The sequence below is a fragment of the Perlucidibaca piscinae DSM 21586 genome, assembly GCF_000420045.1.
GTDB classification, from domain to species: domain Bacteria; phylum Pseudomonadota; class Gammaproteobacteria; order Pseudomonadales; family Moraxellaceae; genus Perlucidibaca; species Perlucidibaca piscinae.
In genome coordinates, this window is the sequence record NZ_ATUE01000006.1 from 200,021 (window position 1) to 217,826 (window position 17,806).

At 63.0% G+C, this 17,806-nt stretch carries 24 protein-coding genes and 1 pseudogene; 3 read left to right on the top strand and 22 right to left on the bottom strand.

The window, feature by feature from the left end:
• Positions 1 to 18: 18 nt before the first annotated feature.
• A complete protein-coding gene (locus F595_RS0104930; RefSeq protein WP_022955760.1) occupies positions 19 to 537 on the bottom strand; it encodes a phage major tail tube protein in 519 nt (172 codons plus the stop codon).
• A 61-nt stretch (positions 538 to 598) separates the two neighbouring features.
• Positions 599 to 1,756 carry a phage tail sheath protein gene (locus F595_RS0104935; RefSeq protein WP_022955761.1) on the bottom strand — a complete coding sequence of 386 codons (1,158 nt, stop codon included), beginning with the start codon at positions 1,754 to 1,756 and terminating at the stop codon, positions 599 to 601.
• Between the two features lie 183 nt (positions 1,757 to 1,939).
• Here F595_RS0104935 and F595_RS14630 point away from each other — a divergent pair, with 183 nt between their 5' ends.
• Positions 1,940 to 2,404 (top strand): hypothetical protein, encoded by a 465-nt coding sequence (locus tag F595_RS14630; RefSeq protein ID WP_156873800.1) that lies wholly within the window; start codon positions 1,940 to 1,942, stop codon positions 2,402 to 2,404.
• 19 nt (positions 2,405 to 2,423) lie between these two features.
• On the opposite strand, the gene F595_RS0104940 is transcribed toward F595_RS14630, so the two are convergent.
• The 20 genes and pseudogenes from F595_RS0104940 to F595_RS0105035 form a co-directional block, all read right to left on the bottom strand.
• On the bottom strand, positions 2,424 to 2,711 hold the full coding sequence (locus tag F595_RS0104940; RefSeq protein ID WP_022955762.1) for a hypothetical protein: 288 nt from the start codon (positions 2,709 to 2,711) through the stop codon (positions 2,424 to 2,426).
• A 10-nt stretch (positions 2,712 to 2,721) separates the two neighbouring features.
• The gene (locus F595_RS0104945) at positions 2,722 to 4,131 is read right to left on the bottom strand and encodes a phage tail-collar fiber domain-containing protein (RefSeq protein WP_022955763.1); all 1,410 of its coding nucleotides are present in this window, start codon (positions 4,129 to 4,131) and stop codon (positions 2,722 to 2,724) included.
• Positions 4,128 to 5,201, bottom strand: coding sequence for a hypothetical protein (locus F595_RS0104950; RefSeq protein WP_156873801.1), 1,074 nt, complete (start codon positions 5,199 to 5,201; stop codon positions 4,128 to 4,130). Before F595_RS0104950 ends, F595_RS0104945 begins: the two co-directional genes overlap by 4 nt.
• On the bottom strand, positions 5,174 to 5,890 hold the full coding sequence (locus F595_RS0104955) for a hypothetical protein (RefSeq protein ID WP_022955765.1): 717 nt from the start codon (positions 5,888 to 5,890) through the stop codon (positions 5,174 to 5,176). The genes F595_RS0104950 and F595_RS0104955 overlap by 28 nt, the downstream gene beginning before the upstream one ends.
• A 1-nt stretch (position 5,891) precedes the next feature.
• Positions 5,892 to 6,464: a phage tail protein I gene (locus F595_RS0104960; RefSeq protein WP_022955766.1), complete on the bottom strand. Its 573-nt coding sequence runs from the start codon at positions 6,462 to 6,464 to the stop codon at positions 5,892 to 5,894.
• Complete coding sequence (locus F595_RS12825) at positions 6,457 to 7,362, bottom strand: baseplate assembly protein (RefSeq protein ID WP_022955767.1); 906 nt, start codon at positions 7,360 to 7,362, stop codon at positions 6,457 to 6,459. Before F595_RS12825 ends, F595_RS0104960 begins: the two co-directional genes overlap by 8 nt.
• Positions 7,362 to 7,712 carry a GPW/gp25 family protein gene (locus tag F595_RS12830; RefSeq protein ID WP_084682832.1) on the bottom strand — a complete coding sequence of 117 codons (351 nt, stop codon included), beginning with the start codon at positions 7,710 to 7,712 and terminating at the stop codon, positions 7,362 to 7,364. The genes F595_RS12825 and F595_RS12830 overlap by 1 nt, the downstream gene beginning before the upstream one ends.
• Positions 7,709 to 8,260 carry a phage baseplate assembly protein V gene (locus tag F595_RS14460; protein WP_022955769.1) on the bottom strand — a complete coding sequence of 184 codons (552 nt, stop codon included), beginning with the start codon at positions 8,258 to 8,260 and terminating at the stop codon, positions 7,709 to 7,711. Before F595_RS14460 ends, F595_RS12830 begins: the two co-directional genes overlap by 4 nt.
• Positions 8,261 to 8,333: 73 nt before the next feature.
• Positions 8,334 to 8,795: a phage virion morphogenesis protein gene (locus F595_RS0104985; RefSeq protein WP_022955770.1), complete on the bottom strand. Its 462-nt coding sequence runs from the start codon at positions 8,793 to 8,795 to the stop codon at positions 8,334 to 8,336.
• The gene (locus F595_RS12835) at positions 8,792 to 9,292 is read right to left on the bottom strand and encodes a phage tail protein (protein WP_022955771.1); all 501 of its coding nucleotides are present in this window, start codon (positions 9,290 to 9,292) and stop codon (positions 8,792 to 8,794) included. Before F595_RS12835 ends, F595_RS0104985 begins: the two co-directional genes overlap by 4 nt.
• Positions 9,258 to 9,548: an Rz1-like lysis system protein LysC gene (gene lysC, locus F595_RS14835; RefSeq protein ID WP_022955772.1), complete on the bottom strand. Its 291-nt coding sequence runs from the start codon at positions 9,546 to 9,548 to the stop codon at positions 9,258 to 9,260. Before lysC ends, F595_RS12835 begins: the two co-directional genes overlap by 35 nt.
• A pseudogene (locus tag F595_RS14130) lies at positions 9,469 to 9,834 on the bottom strand (hypothetical protein); the annotation flags it as partial. The gene lysC and the pseudogene F595_RS14130, both read right to left, overlap by 80 nt.
• Positions 9,831 to 10,661 carry an N-acetylmuramidase domain-containing protein gene (locus tag F595_RS0105000; protein ID WP_022955774.1) on the bottom strand — a complete coding sequence of 277 codons (831 nt, stop codon included), beginning with the start codon at positions 10,659 to 10,661 and terminating at the stop codon, positions 9,831 to 9,833. The pseudogene F595_RS14130 and the gene F595_RS0105000, both read right to left, overlap by 4 nt.
• Positions 10,658 to 10,942 carry a phage holin family protein gene (locus F595_RS0105005; protein ID WP_022955775.1) on the bottom strand — a complete coding sequence of 95 codons (285 nt, stop codon included), beginning with the start codon at positions 10,940 to 10,942 and terminating at the stop codon, positions 10,658 to 10,660. The genes F595_RS0105000 and F595_RS0105005 overlap by 4 nt, the downstream gene beginning before the upstream one ends.
• 4 nt (positions 10,943 to 10,946) lie before the next feature.
• On the bottom strand, positions 10,947 to 11,303 hold the full coding sequence (locus tag F595_RS0105010; RefSeq protein ID WP_022955776.1) for a putative holin: 357 nt from the start codon (positions 11,301 to 11,303) through the stop codon (positions 10,947 to 10,949).
• 21 nt (positions 11,304 to 11,324) lie between these two features.
• The gene (locus F595_RS0105015; protein WP_022955777.1) at positions 11,325 to 11,534 is read right to left on the bottom strand and encodes a tail protein X; all 210 of its coding nucleotides are present in this window, start codon (positions 11,532 to 11,534) and stop codon (positions 11,325 to 11,327) included.
• Positions 11,534 to 11,992, bottom strand: a complete 459-nt coding sequence (locus F595_RS0105020; protein WP_022955778.1) for a head completion/stabilization protein — start codon at positions 11,990 to 11,992, stop codon at positions 11,534 to 11,536. The genes F595_RS0105015 and F595_RS0105020 overlap by 1 nt, the downstream gene beginning before the upstream one ends.
• Positions 11,993 to 12,104: 112 nt before the next feature.
• A complete protein-coding gene (gpM, locus tag F595_RS0105025) occupies positions 12,105 to 12,833 on the bottom strand; it encodes a phage terminase small subunit (RefSeq protein WP_040568224.1) in 729 nt (242 codons plus the stop codon).
• A complete protein-coding gene (locus tag F595_RS0105030; RefSeq protein WP_022955780.1) occupies positions 12,833 to 13,855 on the bottom strand; it encodes a phage major capsid protein, P2 family in 1,023 nt (340 codons plus the stop codon). Before F595_RS0105030 ends, gpM begins: the two co-directional genes overlap by 1 nt.
• Before the next feature lie 31 nt (positions 13,856 to 13,886).
• Positions 13,887 to 14,741, bottom strand: coding sequence for a GPO family capsid scaffolding protein (locus F595_RS0105035; protein ID WP_022955781.1), 855 nt, complete (start codon positions 14,739 to 14,741; stop codon positions 13,887 to 13,889).
• Between the two features lie 146 nt (positions 14,742 to 14,887).
• Here F595_RS0105035 and F595_RS0105040 point away from each other — a divergent pair, with 146 nt between their 5' ends.
• Positions 14,888 to 16,669 carry a terminase large subunit domain-containing protein gene (locus tag F595_RS0105040; RefSeq protein ID WP_022955782.1) on the top strand — a complete coding sequence of 594 codons (1,782 nt, stop codon included), beginning with the start codon at positions 14,888 to 14,890 and terminating at the stop codon, positions 16,667 to 16,669.
• Positions 16,669 to 17,691 carry a phage portal protein gene (locus F595_RS12845; RefSeq protein ID WP_022955783.1) on the top strand — a complete coding sequence of 341 codons (1,023 nt, stop codon included), beginning with the start codon at positions 16,669 to 16,671 and terminating at the stop codon, positions 17,689 to 17,691. Before F595_RS0105040 ends, F595_RS12845 begins: the two co-directional genes overlap by 1 nt.
• Positions 17,692 to 17,806 lie beyond the last annotated feature (115 nt).

Here is a 17,806-nt window from a genome sequence, read left to right on the forward strand (position 1 = left end):
GCTGCCGGCAGGGAAGGGTCAGGCCAGGCCGATGGCGCGGCGCTGACCGGCCATACGGTCGACACCACCCACGACCTCCTTGAAGTTCAAGAGATCGATCTCGATCTCGACCACGCCGTTGATCTCGAGGCGGTAGTAGGTGAGTGGGGTCTTGATCTTGTGCTCGGTGTCCTCACCCGGCTTGGCGTCGCCCATGTCGATCTCTTCGTGGCGACCACGGACGATGATCTCGACGGCATCCACACCGCCGTCATCCTCGCGCTGGTAGGCACCGGCGAAGCGCAGGCCGATGGCATCTACGCCGACGGCGCCAAACTGGCGGAGGACGATCAGATCCAGACCGCCCAGGACCCACTCCAGCGTCAGGCCGTCATCCGACATACCGAAGTCGGTCTTCACGGCGCCATTCATGCCGCCGCCACGATAGGACTCCATCTTGCGTGCCAGCTTGGGCAGGGTGACGGACTTCACCAGGGACAGGTAGCTGTTGCCCTCGTTGAACAGGTTCAGGTTCTTCAGCTTGCTCGGCAGCGACATGGCTGGCCTCCTTCAAATCGTAGGTCTTTCCCCGACGATCGGGGCGTGTTCACCAGCAGCGTCAGGCCGCAGCCACGGCTTCCGCGAAGTTCACCAGATAGCGGCCGGTGATGCGCTGCCGCAGCATGAGGTTCTCCAGCGGCGGCACCGGGGTGAAGTCGTAGTCGATGTAAAGGCCACCGGCCTGCAGCACGTCAATGCCATTCGCTTCCGGATCGAACCAGCACTGGCCATCGATGATGTAGCCCTGCGCCTTGAGGCCACGGAGCTTGGCGTTGATGCCCTCGATGATGTCCTTGGCCAGGCTGGGGTGCATCGGCTTGTCGACAGCCCAGAAGTGACCTTCCGCCATGGTGTCCATGAGCACCTGAGCGGTGCGGGTGTAGTTCTCGAAAGCGAACAGGGGGTCATCCGTGGCGGTGCGCGAGCCCCAGAAGCGGAAGCCGTCCGAGCGGATCAGGGTGGTGACCTCGGCCGCGTTCAGGTAGCCGGTGTCGGTGGCCGGATCCTGCAGATCCCAGAACACGTCCTTGCTGATGCCGGTGACACCGTCGACGACCACGTTTGAGAGGGTCTTGTGCCAGCCCACCTCGCGGTCGAGCTTGGCGCGCAGTCCCAGCGCATGCGCCGTGGCCGGGGAGGTTACGCCGAGCTTCGTGAAGTCCGGCCAGATGACCATGACCTCGCGGGCTCCGAAGTTCTCGCGGTAGGCAGTGGCTTCTTCCTTGGTGGCGCAGTCAAAGGCGCTGACGTAGGCGAAACCTCGCAGCTTCTGTGCAAGGGACACGAGTTCGGTGGCCACGCCCTGGGTGTCGAGGCCAGGGGCGCCCAAGATGCGCGGCTTGATGCCGAAGCGCTGCTTGGCGGTGAGTAACGCCTTCAGGCCGGTGTACTGACCTTCGGTGGTGATCGTGCCAATGACATTGACCGTGGTGGCGGCTTCATCAGCACCAGCTTCAACACGAACCACGATGCAGATGGCGTTGCCCTTGTCGGCGATGGCCTGCAGGGTCTTGGCCAGCGTGCCGGCGACGCCGGCCTTGGCGATCATTGCCTGAGGGTTAGTAACCAGCACTGCCTCGTTGAGGGGGAAGGCCAATGCGTCGGCATCGGCAGCGGTGGCGGCAAAGCCGATCACGGCGGTCTCGATGGTGCGGATGGGACGCGGGCCGTCGGTGACTTCGAAGACTCGTACGCCGTGGTGGTATTCAGCCGACATGGTTCAGCTCCTGTTTGGAAGGGCGAGGACAGGAGCAGGATGTCGCGCGCGCGGTAGGCGAGGGTAGCGGTTGAAGGTGTATGTGCGTTTGATACACCGCGTGACTTGTAAAGCGGGTTCCAGTCCCCCACAACTGAATAGACGCCATGGCATGGTGCCAGTGGGTCTCATGGAAGAGAAAATATGATTCATGATGCAAAAGCAGCATTAAATGAGGTTTTCGGACGCAAAAATCAGCTGCGTGCACTTCGCGTTGAAATGAGCAGGTTGGAGCGTTGTTTTGACATCCCCCGGGACGACTTGCCCGGAGATTTTCCGATTGATGGGGTAGAGGTGGGGGATGGCGAGATTTCAGTCTCGTGCTATGGCAAGACTCTCCATGCAACTGGTCGGATTGTTGATATTGGTGGCAATTTCTATGGCGAGTACATGTTCACCGCCAATCAGAGTGGGCAGATCCACAATGTTTTTTCGATCTACGTGAACTCAGACGGTGATGTCTTGGCCGGGAATGATTTTGACTCATCCATAGGGAGTGTCGGTAATCCGAGTCGGATTCTCTATCAAGTAGCGCTTCACATCGCTTTGACCTTGCCAAGGTCTTCAGTGTTCACACCATCAGCACCTGGTGTTTTTCAGGTGCGCTGATCTGAGAAAATGTGGCGGCTCACTGATCCATGAGGGCCGCCACATCCGGGTTGTTGTTCAAGAAATCTCGCAGCTTTGCCACTGGGTCAATGCCACTCTCAGCGTGGGAGACTGGCTTGATGGCCAGCTTCCAATTGCGGCCCATCCAGCGCGGCCATTTGTCTGCCGGCCACTCCTCGGGTGGCGCCACCAAGGTGCAGTTCGCTGGCAGCAGGTACACACCGGGTTCCAGTGGGGACTCATCGGCCTCGGTGGTCCCGGTCAGCATGCCAGCGCGGTCGAATTGGTACGCGGTTTTCGACGTCATGGTGTCAGCCTCAGAACTTGATGCATGCCAGCAGCGCGACGTTGCGCGGGCGTGCCTCGTTGCCACCCATGGAATTCGTGATGCCTGCGTTATGCGGTCGTGCGGCCGGGTCGTGACCGCCCAGGTGATACGCGGACTCGCCACCGGTGCCGCCGTTGTTGCTCAGGACACGGACTGCATCCAGCGTATTGCGGGCTGCGAACACGTTGTCCTTGTTGGCGATCAGGTGCGTGTGCGCAAGGTTCTGGCTGCCCTGGCTGGATCCGAACGCCCGGCCGGTGTCGACGCCACGACCATCATCCCAGCCGCGGGGGAACTCGCCGCGCAAATCCGGCAGGTTGAATGTGTTGAATCCGTCGCCGGAGCCGAACGTGGTGCCGATCGACGCGAACAGCGACGCGTAGGCGATTCGGCTGACTGCGGCGCCGTTTGCCTTCAGGTAGCCGGTCGGCGCCGTGTGGCGCGCGAAGAACATCACGGCACCAGGCGACACACCGGCAGACACCAGGGTGTCGACCTGGGCCTTGCTGTACACGTCCAGGTTAGTGCGGGCGGCAGCCTTGTCCGGCACGTCGACCAGGTTCTGGTCGCGCTGCAGCGGCGTGGTGACGGCGCCGGCGGGCTCATTCTGCACGCCCAGGATCTTCGTCCCGGCCGGGTAGCTCTGGCCCAGGATAATGCGGGTAATGTCATTCGGCGCGGCGGCCTTAGTCCACCCGTCTACGCCGGCGCCGAAGGACAGGCGCACACCATCGATGTAGATCGCCAAGCCCTCGGTGGTGACAACGGCCCAGTCGACCTGTGTCTGGCTGTCGGCCAGCGTCTGCAGTTCCTCGATTGTGGTCACAACCACGTTCAGCTCGGCGGTCGGGTCTGCCCATTCCGCATCGCCGCATGCGTTGCTGGCCTTGCGCAGCACCTGGCCGGTGGTGCCACCTGGCGCAACAGTGCACAGGGTGACGTAGTTCTGTACCCAGGTGTGGGTCGCCACCACGATGCTGGGGTCCAGCGTGATGCTGATCACGTCGGCGTTCGTGACCTTGAACACGACGTTCACGACGGTGTCGGATACGGCGCCTTCGCTGGCGGTCGGCTTGTAGGTGTCCGGCAGGTTGCCGACCGCGAACAGGCCGCCATCCTCGTCGTATACACCAACCTCGCGCAGCACGAAGCCGCCTTCGCTGGAAGGGATCAGCAGCTGGGCGGTGAACTCGGTTGGGTCGTCCGGGTTCTGGAACACCTGGTTGATCGTGCTGCGGTAGATTTCGCGCACCAGAACCTCCTGGCCTTCGTTGGGCTCGGTCGGGTTGCCGTTGCCGTCACCGACTGCCATTTCGGTCAGGTTGATCGGTGTGTTCGTCAACTCGGCGGACGCGATCTTCGCAAGGCCATAGGTGGTGTGCAGTGTTTTGTAGGTCATGGCGTGTACTCGATGATTTTGGCACTGACGTCGTCGATGTAGGCGTTAAGGTTTGTTCCCGCAGATACTCGCGTGCCCAGCATGATCAGCCGCAGCGTCTTGGTGCCTGCCGGGATCTTCGCGCTGATATTTCGCTGTAGCCACGTGTCGTTATCGATCTGGACCGCCGTCTGGCGGCCGATTTCGACGTTGCTTCCATTGAGGAATGCAATCGCCATCGCGCCGGAGTCGGAGTCGCTGGCCCATCCAGCCTGCCACCAGGTCAGGGCGACCGCAGCGTTTCCGGAATCGATGGCCGTGGCGCGCGATGACACGCTGACGTCCTGGTATCCCTCATACGTGGAGGACGCACCCAAGCGGAAACAGTTAAGCCCGCTGTGCGGGCCGGGTTCGCCTGCGCCGTTGAAGACCCCAGAAACCAGCGTTCCGGTGACGTTGGTCCAGCCGGTCACGCCGGACTCGGCGCCTGGGTTGGTGATCGTCAGGTCTGCAGAATAGGTCTGCACCTTCGCGGCGGCGACTATGTCGTCGATGTAGTAGTTCAGCTCGATGCCCAAGCCGCGAAGGCCGTACATGTGCAGCCTGATCGAGCGGGTGTTCGCTGGGAACAGAACGAACGTGTGCTGCGCGCGCCACCCGGTAGTGACGCCGACAGCATTCGATCCAGGAAACGTGCTGATCGTCGCGCCGCCAGTGTCTCGAAACGTGACCCCAATCCGGCCGGTGTCTGCTGCGGAATCGTTCAGGTAGGATTCCCACCAGGTCAGGCGCAGCAGCAGGGATCCGGCATCGATCAGGCTGTGCAGCGCGGCCGGCAGCGTGACGTCCTGGTAGCCCTCATACGTGGCTGTGTCGCCAAGCCTGAACGCATAGGAACCGCTGTGCGGCGGGTATTCAGTGGGGTCCAGGCACGTGTCGGAAACCAGGGTCCCGGTGACGTTCGTCCAGCCTGTGGTGCCAGACTCGGCGCCAGGGTTCACGATGGTGATGCTTGCCAGTGCGGCAGACGATGCCGCTAGCAGCGCAGGCGCGCAGGCGAACATTACGCCATCCCCTTCGAAATGCTGCAAAACAGCTTGTCCTCGACGCTGTCGTAAACGCACGAAATAAGGTCGATTGCGCTGGCGGTCGTGGTCAGCGTCGGCGCACCTCCGGGGAACTTGTACTTGTTGCCGTAGGCCAGCGTCTTCGAACCTGACCCGTCCTGCTTCACGCGGAAGTTCAAGACCTGTCCGTCTGCCAGGTTCGTCGGGTTGTCCAGCGTGCGGTTCCCGCCCAGCGTCACCTTGAAATTGTTCGACAGGCTGGCGTCGACCGCGATGTTCGCGCCATCGGTCAGGCCGACGAAAGACACGGACTGGGCCTTCGTGAACGTGTTGGCGGTGGACTTGTGCGTGGCGATGGCAATTGCAGCGGCTGCAGCGGCACCAGCTTCAGCGTCCTCGGCAGCGGCCTGGGCATCTTGGGTGGCATCGCGTGCGGCCTCAGCGGCTGCCACCACGTCGCTGGCGTCCAGGAACTGCACCCGGATCGTGAAGTCGCGGCCGGCTCCGGTGACGCGCAGATCATACTTGCCATCAGGCGCGGCGAACTGAATCAGGCCGTTGACGGTGCCGGTGAATGGGTTGGCCAGCGGGTCGCCATCCTTGTCCACCATACCGGTGACCAGCGTCGTGGTGCCGGGCTCGTACAGGTACGCAGTCGGGCCGGCGATGACATTGCCGCCGGTGTCCTGCGCGAAGAAGGTTTTCAGTTCCATGTCAGCCCACCAAGATGAATTCATTGATGCCGATGAAGGGCACGACGTAGTTCGTGACCGTAATTTCGTGACCGGACAGGGCCACGGCTGCTACGTTCGGGCCAGCGCGCGACGACACCTTCGGGACCACCTCATCCAGCCAGCTGCGCAGGTTTTTCGTGGCTTGCACGGTGCCCAGCAGGCGCAGGAACTGCAGTTGGCTGAACCCGGCCTGTTCGCTGTTGATCAGCAGCTTGAAGGTGTACGGGTCGCCGGCAGGGATCTGGTTGAACCATTCCTGGGCCTGGGCATCGAACCCGATGCCGGCCAGCGCCTCCTTCAGCGCGCCGATCGTGCCCTTGTACTTGTGGACAGCGATCGATGCCTTGATCGCGCCGCGCTTTTGCGTGTCAGTCCAGCTGGTATCCCAGCTGTCGACGGTAAACGCCCAAGCCAGCCAAGGCAGCAGCTCCGGCGGGCACAGGTCTGGGTTCCAGACATCTCGCACCAGCACGGGTACCTCGCCAGTGCGTGCGATTGCCTCGGACAGCGCGCGCTCGGCGGCCGTTGCGTTCGGCGGCAGCAGATCAGACATCGGTGCCTGCCGCTATGGTCACGGTGATTGCCGTGCAGTTGCTGGCCTCGCCGTCATCAATAGCCAGCGTTGCCATGGGCTCGGTCAGGTTCACGCGCTGGACACCTGGCTGATGCAGTGCTGCGTACAGGCCGGACATGGTCACGTCGTAGCCGATGCGCCGCACGCTCTCGGCGTAGGCTGTCACGGCATCCTCGGCAGCCTGACGCACGACTTCAGCATCCGGGCCCGGATACATGACCAACTCGGCTTCGATGGTGTAGGGCACGATCGCAGCCGACATCACGGTGACCAAGTCAGTTAGCGGGCGGACGCGTTCGGCGTTAAGGGCTGCACCTACAGCATCAAGAAGTTCACTATCCGCAGCGCCGTCACCACTGCGTGAAAGCACGTAGATGGTCACTTCTCCCGGGGCAGGGCTTGTTGCGCTGGCATCTTTGACATCCCCATCCGCACTGAGCGCATGGAAAACATAGCTGCCTTCAGAGCCGGCCGTGGTTATCCCTTCCAGAGATAGTTGGAGTCGCGCACGAAAGTCTTCGTCGGACTCATAAATGGGTTCGATTGGCGGAATAGCTTCCGGGTCACCTTCGGTAATGAGGAGCCTGCCGACATCCAGATTGGCACCGATGTGATCAAGGTCCGTGTCTTCAGCAAATGCCAGCATGACGGCTTTTGCGGCCTCATTGACACGCTGTCGCAGAAGCACTTCACGGAAGGCAGCGACTTCGAGAATTTTGTATGCCGGATCAGACTCGACAGTGGCAGTGAATCCCGGATGGCGAGCACGAAGATCCTGAAGCATCTCATTCAGGATGCTCTCGAAGTCGAGACTTTCTACGACTCCAGGCGCTGCAAGGCGCTGAAGATCAACGGTAGTGAAAGCGCCCCCAGCCATCAGATGCGCACCCCAATCGGAATCGTCAAGTTCACATTTTTCCCAGTGCTTTTTATCGAGCCCTCGATGGTCAGATTGGCAGTGCCAGTATTCGCTGCTTCAGAAAGAAGGATCCGCGAAATCAAGATACGTGGCTCCCAACGCATCAGGGCAATCAACGCGGCCGAGTAAAGCAACAGGGACATTTCAGCATTGAGAGGTTGATCCAATAGCCTTGGAATGAGAGAGCCATAGCTCCTGCGCATCACACGAGACGCGATGGGCGTCAGCAGCACGTCTGAGATCGATTGCTGAATATGCTCAATCTCGTCGGTGCTTGATTTGCCGGTGGATGAATGCATACCGATCATGATGTCGCTACCGGTGGCCCGCTCTGTCCAGAGCCTGCTTGAACACCTGATGTTGGGTGCTCGACAAGGCTCACGCCTGCGGCGATGACATCGACGCTCGCAGTGAGTTTGCCAACCACGTTGACATCGCCTTCGATGGTCAGACCACCCAGCGATCTGACAAGGCATGTGGCGTCAGCAGGTAGCATCACCTCGAGGTGATGTGTCTCGGAGTCGTAGCGGATCACTGCACCGTCACGGAAGTGGCGGGCGCGCTGTGTGTCGCTGAAATCAGGGCATGGCCAGAGCGTGGTCGGTAGGCCAGTGAGCACGAAGCCTTGGGCCGGATCACCGCCCGGGGAAAGGATCACACAACCTTCACCAACGCTGGGGGCCCCGGCGTCATGGTCTGCCCCAGCGGACACCATGAAGTAGGGCAGCCAGTCGGTCAGCAGACGCCCGGACATCACTCGCACCCGAGGGGCCGGGTGCGCCTCGACGTCGACTTGCTCGATCGTTCCGAGTCGAATCAGGTTGTCCAGGCGGCGGGTGAGGTCGGCGGTATTCATGCCCTCATCGTGCCGGCATCGCGCGAGGGGGTCAGCAAGCTGGCGTTGTAGATGGCGCCTATACACATCGCCATCAGTGGTCGAGGTGAGACAGCGTGGTCGCCCGGATGAGGTCGATGTCACTGGGCGAAAAGCCGATCAGCTGGCGCTCAGGGTAGCGGATGTAGGGGCCGCGCCGGCTGACGCGGTCACGTCGGCCTTCCTGATGAACCTGGGCGATGTAGTTCACCAGTCCCCCCTGCAGGAAGCCGACCGAGACCTGATTGCTGTTCGAGGTAGCCTTGAGATAGCGGGCCTGACGGAGGCGGGTGAACATCTTTCGGCGCAGCCTGCCGCGCTTGTCCCGCAGTCCCTTGCGCGGCCGGCGTTGCTCAAACGGCGTGCCGTCCGGGTTCTGCTGGGCGCTGATGCGTTCGGCCTGGCTGCGCTGGAGTCCGCGAAGAATGGCGACAGCGAGCTGCCGGCGTTGGCCAGCCTCAAGCCGCGAGGTCAGCTGGCTGATCCACTCCTCGAGCGCCTGCAGGTCTTGCGTCATGGCGCGGGTTCTGTGCTCAGGTAAACCGGCGGCTGATCGCCTTGCTGGGCATGGAGCTTGCGGAATATCCCCAGCGGCGGGCCGAGCGGATCCGGCGCCAGCGGCTCCCCGACGTGCTCGATGTTGTGACTGCCATCCTCCTGGCGCTTCACCAGCACGCGCTCCGTGAGCGGCATCGTGATGGCGAGGTCGACCTTGTTGTCATCAATGACCTCGGCCTCGAATTCGATGCCTTCCTGCGTGTTGCGCCAGCGGTCGAAGATCTCAGGCTCGTTGACCTGAGCCCACAAGATGCAGGCCACCACCGCGAGGTCGACGTCAGCGGCGAAGTCGGTGAGGAGGATCTGGACCTCGTAGCGGTACTCGAAGGAGGCATGCACACGGCTGGCGCTGGCGATCCGGCCCTTCTCCACGAACAGCGAGAGCCGTTCCGGGTGCTGCCGCAGCTCTGGGATGGCCTGCTCAATCGCCGCGCGCAGGCTGTGGATCTTGTTCATGGAGCAGCCTCTGCTGGCAGCGGTAGGTGGTGTCGACCTGGGCGGCGCACTGCGCCCAAGCGCCCTCGATCAGCTGCAGGTCACTGTGAAGCTGGCCGTTCAGCCGGGGGGCTGTCGCCGGCAGTTGGCAAGGCGTCACCGGTGGACAGCCATTGAAGGTAATCGTCGGCACCGGTGATGGCGGGGCGCTCACGCAACCGGACAACAGCATCAGGCAGAGGCTGATCAGCCCACTGGCGGTAGTTCTCGTCTTCACGTTGAAGGCTCTCGAGGTGGATGACACGGGTACGGATGGCGCCGTTCAGCGAGGCTTGTCGCTGGTACTGCGCCTGCATGTCCGCGTATTGCGTGACCATCTGCTGGTTGGTCGCTTCGAGCTGGCTGACGGCCTTTCCGTGGTTGTCGATCGCCTGACTCAGCGTGGCCAGCGCGGCCTGGGTGCGGGCATTCGCCGCCTGCCGCTGGGCGTTCAGGCCCCAGATCAGCGCCAGCAGCACGCCGGCGGCGATGCACTTGAGCAGAAGTCGCTGGAGGATGGTCATGCGGCATGCACCTCGCTGAACTCCTCATAGGCGCGCTGCAGCCTGGCGTCGTAGAGGTTCTTCCGGTAGTCCGGGCCGTTGTAGCGCTTGGCGAAGTCCGTCCACCGGCGAGCGCGCAGCGCCTTGTGCAGGCCCGGGTCGGCCTTGATGAGGCGCACGAAGGCATCGAGCTGGGCCCCCTCGCTGGTGCTCATGGCCTTGGCGAAGGCCTGCACGCTGTCGTAGCCCAGCTGCTGCCAGTGAAAGCCCATGATCTGGAACAGGCCCCAACTGGCCGACTCCAGGGCGGCGGTGTCATCGATCCGGCGGGCATGCGCAAGGCGCTGGTGCTCTGCAGTTCCTCCTGCGTATCCGCCTGGAGTCTGATTAACGATCCCTGGTTGTGCTCGTGAGGTGCAAACCAGAAGGCCCAGCGCCAGCGATGGCTCTGTACTGGCCAATGCTTTCTCTTTCATGCGGCGATACATGATGTGCCGCTCGAACAGGATCACCGGCCGGCCGTTGGCTAGGAAGCCGTGGCCGTTGCTTTCCACCGCGTTCACTGCCATGACGGCGGCCAGCTCAACGTCCAAGGTCTCTGCCGCGCGCACCAGGTCGAGTTGGGTGAGCAGGCGGGCGTCGAGCTGGCCCTGCAGGGCGGCGATGGTCTTCAGGCCAGCCACGCCATCAATCACCAGTCCTGCGCTCTGCTGAAAGGAGCGGACGGCGGCGGCCGTGGCATCACCGTAGTCGCCGTCGATCTCGATGCTCAGGCCGGCAGACTTCAGCAGACGCTGCAGCTGGCTTACATCCTGCCCGCGACTGCCGGGTGTTAGTTTCTGGATCATGTGCTTGGCCTCAGCAAGGCGGCCAAGTTGCCGCCGGCGCGGCAGACGAGGACGCAGAGGAGTAGGGCGATCAGGGCTTCGTCGACCCCGACCACCGGGTGAAACAGGAGAATGACGATGGCAGAAGACATCAGGACCGCTATGGTCAGCGAGGCCAGAAGTGAGATCAGTGGCCGGTACCGAGCGCCGTTGCGCGGGAAGCATAGCAACCGGATGGCGGTGATCATGTAGGCCATTGCCGTCACCAGTCCTGGGAGCGTGGACATCAGGAAGGTCATCATCGGCTCAGCCTCCTTTGCTGCCCTTCAGCAAGGTGCCCAGATCGAGCTTCTCGACCTGAGCCAGCGCCTTGAGCAGGACAGGGATGATGAGGACCGCGCCGACGGCTGCTGCCGGACCGGTCTGGGTGATCGGTGTCTGATTGAGGATCTCCGGTGCCGAGATGTAGCCGCCGATGATCGATAGCAGCATGCCCAGCAGGCGAGCGGCCGGCCGCAACTCCTTCTTGGTCATGGCCACGACCGCGGCGCCGAAGATAGCGCCGATCAGCGCGTTGACATCGATCCACGGGATTAGGGTGGCCAAGCCGACGCCAGCGGCGGCGGTTGCCGCGACGGCAGTGCTGGTGGTGGGTTCAGCCACGGTGCTCTCCTGTTCAGGTATTCAGTCCCACAGCTGCACCAGCTGCGAGGTCACATCCACGGCCGGTGCTTCGTCCGGCAACGTCACCATATGTCCCTCCGGCAGGATCACTCCCGCAGCCGCCAAGCCCCGGTTGAGCTCGAGGATCTGCTCGACCACCCCGGCGGTGCGTCCGAAGTGCCGCCAGGCAATAAGGTCGACGGTGTCTCCTTGCAGTGCCCGGACCTGCATCAGATCAGCTCCACGGTCGAGCGCGTGATACCGAGCAGGTCGCGGATGGCCCAGCGGGCGTTGCGGTAGTGGTCGTCTCCTGCCGGTGCCAGGGCTTCCGACCGGCGGGCGCCGGCCTCAGTGATGCTGTAGTCCGGGTAGCGCTCGATCAGGTCGGCATGCGCGTAGGAATAGACCGCGCGCTTGTAGAGGCTGATCAGGCGGCTCTCGCCGTTCACCTGGCTGGCCGGAATATCGGCCATGGAGGCGGCGGTCTGTTGTTCGCGCCAGTCGGCCAGATCCTTGTTGACGGTCAGGATGGCGTTGACGATGGCCCAGCGGAGACGCTCTGGGCTGATTGACGTGGTCAGGCGCTCGGTGGCGCGGACGTCATCAAGGCCGATGTTCGGGAACCAGCCATCATTGGTGATCTGCGCACCAGGTGGTTGTGCAGCTGGGATAGAGATGAGGCCGGTCATGCAGGGCTCCAGGCCGGTTCGGCGGTGGTCGAGGGTTCACGCAGGATCAGGGCAGAGGGATGCCCATCATTGCGATTCCCATCGAGCCGCCGGGGTGCCGGGGAAGGCTCGGTCAGCCGGCCGGCGCGAGCGGCGCCGGTTCAGCAATCTTTTTCAGAGCGCGTTCAGCGCGGTCGATCTCGGTCTTGACGCCGCACTTGTCGTGCAGGGTCAGCGCTCGATGCAGGTGCGGTATCGCCTGCTCGAGCCAGGTCTTGTCGGTGCTTGCCGGGGCGTCCGGATTGATCTGGGCCAGCATGGTGCGGCCGATGGCCTTCTCCAGCTTCGCTCGGGCCTCATCCGGCATGTCCTGCTCGGTCGTCAGCTCAGCAGTGCTGGCCAGCAGCTCCAGCGCCATGGGCGTGCCGGCGGCGACAGCCACCAGGGCCTGTTCGGCGATCTCCTCGGCGATCAGGCAGCCCATCGTGCGGTTGAAGCTGTCGGGCAGTACCAGCTGGTAGCGCAGCACGTAGGACGCCAGCGGCAGGGCGCCGGCGATATCGCCGATATCGATGCGCCAGAGCATCACGCGGGTGAGCACCTCGTCCTGGCCGCCCTTGCCGCCGACGAGCGCGCCGGCCACGTAGTCGGCGTACTCCGGAAGAATCTCGCGCTTGACCGCGATCTTCGTCTCGACCGACTGGATGGCCTTGAGGCGAGCACGATCCTGGGTGAGTTTTGCCAGCATCAGCTCGTAGGCGCTGCCGGTTACCTCGCCGTGTTCATCCTGGGCAGCGGCAGCCGTCTGGCTTGCCGTCACCCGAATGAAGTGGCGCTGGGCAGGGCTCAGGCGGCGGTTCATCACGGCACCACCGGCCATTCGCCGAGCTCGATGTTCTCGATGACCGCGATCAGGCCGTAGTCCTCGATCACGTAGGCATCGTTCGAGGACTCGAAGTTCTCGATGCGATCACGCTTCGGGTTGTCCAGGATGACGCGACGGCGGCCACCTTCCTGCCAGTAGATGGCCAGGTTGGTGAGGCAGGTGATGATCACCGTGCCCTCGGGGATGAAGGGCACCTCGACAGCCGGCAGGCCACCGACGCGGCGCTGGCTGATGATGACATCGGTGGCCAGGGCGTTCTCGGCGGTCTGCTCGCGGTTGATCAGCGGCAGGTACTTGTCGTGCATCAGCTCACGACCGATCAGCACAACCAGGTCGGGGCGGCGACGGTGCACCGGGTCGAGCAGCTGGATGCCGTCATAGACCAGGGCATCGAGGTTCTCGTAGTCGCCGTTCTTGCCCACACGGATCTCGTCGCTGGCAGCGACCACTTCCGACATCAGGCGGGCCGGTGCATCGACGCGCACATGCTCGATCCAGCCGATGTTGACGTCCTGCAGCAGCGGGTTGGCGGCGCGGTTGGTCGCGGCCGCGGCACTGGTGCCGTTGAAACCGATCATGATGCGGTCCAGCGCCTGCTGCTGCAGAATGGCGTCGCGCAGCATGGACTGGAACTCGGGGAACTTGGCCCAGGCGTCGAGCTTCGCGTAGGGGATAGCGGTGTCGAAGTCGGTCTTCGCACACTTGTAGGTGCCCTTCGACAGATCGCTGACATCGCGCGGCTCGCGTTCATCGGCGGTGGTGTTCGTGCGGCCGGCGATGGTGCCGGACACACCGAGACCGATCTTTTCGCCTTCCAGCTCGTCGACCGGAAGGATCGTGATGCGCTTCAGAAACTCGCTGGACTCCTGGATGCGCTTCTCCAGCGTCTGCTGGACGCTGGGCGTGACCGTGAACTTCTGGACCGCGCTGGCGATGGCGTTGAGCTTGGCGATCTGGTCGGTGTACTGGGTGAACTTGGTGCGGGTTGCGGTCTTCATCGACGTCTCCAGGGTAATCGGGTCGGGTGGCTTAGCAGTCGGTGGCGGCGGTGGTGCGATCACCGCCGGTGGCCGAGGGGCGACGGCCGCCGAGTTCGGTGTTGTCCAGTTGTTCACTGAAGACCTTGTTCGCGGCTTCGACGGCATCGAGGCGCTTCGTCAGGGCCTGCACCTGGTCTTCGGCAGCCTTGCAGGCGTCCTGCAGGGCCGTGAAGGCAGTGGCCTGGGTGGCAGCATGCTGCGCGATCTCTTCCACCGCCTTGTGGACGTCGCTGAACTTCTGCGCGTCGGTGGCATCCTTCTTCTTGGCGCCGGTGAGCAGTTCAGTCACGCGGGTCAGCAGGGTCTTGTCCTCGGTCTTGACCTCATCGAACTCGATCAGGGTCTCGGTGGCGGCGGTATACATGGCGGCTTCCGAGTAGTGACGAGTGCGGAACGGGCTGACGTCGGGCTTCTGTTGAGCGAAGGTCAGCATGTCGGTGCCGAGCGAGGCAGGGGAGTCGGTGACGCCCAGGCCGACCAGATAGGCTTCGCCGGTGTCAGCGAAGCTCGGGTCGAACTCGCACGAGGTGTAGAGCTTCTGGCGCTTCTTGTTCATCGCCAGCAGCTCGTCGGTGGGATCGACCTGGGCGAACAGGGCCAACTTCTTCTCGTTGCCGATGGTGACCTCTTCGGTCTTCAGAGCGACCACGTCGCCCAGCGCGGAAAACGGGCTGTCGGACAGGATGCCTCGGAAGTGCTCCAGCCAGATGCGGGCGCCATAGGTGGCCTGGTTGAAATTCTTGGCTGCCTGCTCGAGCCAGACGCGCTCGATGGTGCGCTTGTCGGTGGTGGCGCCTTCAACCGCCACACGGAACCACTTCGACTTGAACTTCTTGATGGACATGCTGGATTCCTGCTCTCATTGGCCTGCCTGATATGACTCGCATCGTCGGCAAGCGCGCGCGGCGCAGCAACGCGCGGCATGTGTAAATCCCACGCATACACAATCTGATTCAACTCCCTGATTTTTCAGCGCTTCATCATGGCGCCATGAATGCACTGGCCCTTCCAGACATCGCTGATCTCGACACCCGCCGGAAGGCTCGCGCCCTCTACTGGCAGGGTTGGCGCGTGTCATCTATCGCCCGCCACCTGGTGCTCAAGCCAGCCACGATCCACTCCTGGAAGCGGCGGGACGAGTGGGACGAGTTCACGCCTATAGAGCGCGTCGAGGAGACGCTGGACCAGCGCCTGCAGGCGCTGATCGTCAAGGACGAGAAGGAAGGGCGGGACTTCAAGGAGATCGACCTGCTGACACGGCAGATCGAGCGGCTGGCACGCGTCAGACGGTATCAGGAGCCGGGCGGCAATGAGGCTGACCTCAATCCCAAGATCGGCAACCGCAACGCCGGGCCCAAGGCCCCGCGCCGGAAGAACCACTTTTCTACGGACGACATCGCGGCCCTGCGCGCGAACCTCGAAGAGTCGCTGTTCGACTACCAGAAGGCCTGGCTGCGCGAGAAGGATCAGCGCACGCGCATGATCCTGAAGTCGCGTCAGATCGGCGCGACCTGGTACTTCGCCCGCGAGGCCTTGATTGATGCGCTGGAGACTGGCCGCAACCAGATCTTCCTGTCGGCCTCGAAGGCCCAGGCGCACATTTTCAAGCTCTACATCAAGAGCTGGGCGTTCGAGGTCTGCGGCATCGACCTGACGGGTGACCCCATTGTTGTCCAGACCGATGAGCATGCCGACGCCACGCTCTACTTCCTCGGCAGCAACGCCCGCACAGCCCAGGGCTACCACGGCAACTTCTACTTCGACGAGTTCTTCTGGGTCCACCGATTCGAGGAGCTGAACAAGGTCGCCTCGGGCATGGCGATGCACAAGAAGTGGCGCAAGACCTACTTCAGCACGCCCAGCAGCACCTCGCACGAAGCCTATCCGTTCTGGACCGGCTCGCGCTTCAACAGGGGCCTGCCGAAGGAGCAGCAGCTCAAGATCGACGTCGGCCACGCGAGTCTGAGGGCCGGTGTGGCATGCGAGGACAGCATCTGGCGCCACATCGTCACGATTCTCGATGCGAAGGCGGGCGGTTGCGACCTGTTCGACATCGACGAGCTGCGCAGGGAATACGCGCCGGACGAATTCAACAACCTGCTGATGTGCCAGTTCATCGACGACGGCCAGTCGCTGTTCCCGCTGGCCACAATGATGCGCTGCATGGTCGACAGCTGGGTGGAGTGGGCTGCCGACTTCAAGCCGCACACGAAGCGCCCCTTCGGCAACAAGCCGGTGTGGGTCGGCTACGACCCGGCGTCGACCGGTGACAGTGCCGGACTGGTGGTCATAGCGCCGCCGGCGCGCTCGGGCGGCAAGTTCCGGATGCTGGAGAAGCACCAGTTCCGGGGCCTGGAGTATGCCGAGCAGGCCGCGAAGATCGAGGAGATCACGAAGCGCTACAACGTCACCTACATCGGCATCGATGTCACCGGCCTGGGTGGCGCGGTCTACCAGCTGGTGAAGCACTTCTTCCCGGCGGCAACGGCCATCCAGTACTCGGTCGAGATCAAAGCGCTGATGGTGTTCAAGGCGCTGGATGTGATCGGCAAGGGTCGGCTCGAGTTCGATGCCGGCTGGACCGACGTCGCGGCGTCGTTCATGGCCATCCGCAAGACCCTGACGGCCAGCGGCCGGCAGGCCACCTACACCGCCGGGCGCTCGGACGATATCGGTCACGCCGACCTCGCCTGGGCGGCCATGCACGTCTTTTACAACGAGCCCCTCGGCGGTGAGACCCCGCAGAGTACGGGCGTCATGGAGATCTTCTGATGAGCGATACCACCTTCAACACGCCGGCGGTCGAGGCTTTTTCCTTCGGCGACCCGGAGCCGGTCCTGCAGGGCAGGGGCGTGCTGGACTACCTGCAGTGCCTGGAGAGCGGCAACGGCCGCTGGTACGAGCCACCGATCAACATGCACTCGCTAGCCCAGGCATTCCATGCTGCCGTCCACCACAGCTCGGCTATCCACGTGAAGCGCAACATCCTGCTCAGCACCATGGAGCCGACGCCGCTGCTCAGCCGACAGAGCGCCTCGCGGCTGTTCAAGGAGTATCTGGCCGTGGGCAACTGCTACCTCGAACGGCGCCGGTCGCTGAGCCGCAAGACGCTGCGCTTCGAGCCATCGATGGCGAAGTACACGCGGCGCGGGCTGGATCTCGACCAATACTTCTTCGTGCCGGACTACGAGAAGGAACACCCATTCGCACGCGGGGCGGTGTGGCATCTGATGGAGCCGGATCTGCACCAGGAGATCTACGGGGTGCCGGAGTGGCTGGCCAGCCTGCACTCGGCGCTGCTCAACGAAGCGGCGACGCTGTTCCGACGCAAGTACTACCAGAACGGCTCGCATGCGGGCTACATCCTGTACATGAGCGATCCGGCGCAGAACGAGGATGACATCGCCGCGATCCGCAAGGCGATGAAGGACAGCAAGGGCCCGGGGAACTTCCGGAACATGTTCGTCTACCGCCCCGGCGGTAAGCCGGACGGCGTGAAGGTGATCCCGGTCAGCGAGGTGGCGGCCAAGGACGAGTTCCTCAACATCAAGAACGTGACCCGCGACGACCAGATGGCGGCACACCGCGTGCCATGGCAGATCATGGGTATCCCGCCCATGAGTGGGGTGTCGTCGGGTGACCCAAGGTCAGTGGCACAGGTATTTGCTCGCAACGAGGTCGAGCCGCTGCAGGCGGCGTTCCTCGATGCCAACGAGTACTTCGGCGAGGAGATCTTCCGCTTCAAGCCCTACGAGATCGTCCAGACGGTGGCCGGGCCGCAGTTGGTGACCTAGTCCCCGGTCGGGTATGACCATGAAGCCGCCTTCGGGCGGCTTTTTTTCGACCAAAATCTGTCAAATCAGGTCATTTCCAGCCAAAACCGCAGTTCTGGCGCGCCGTCTTCCCCCC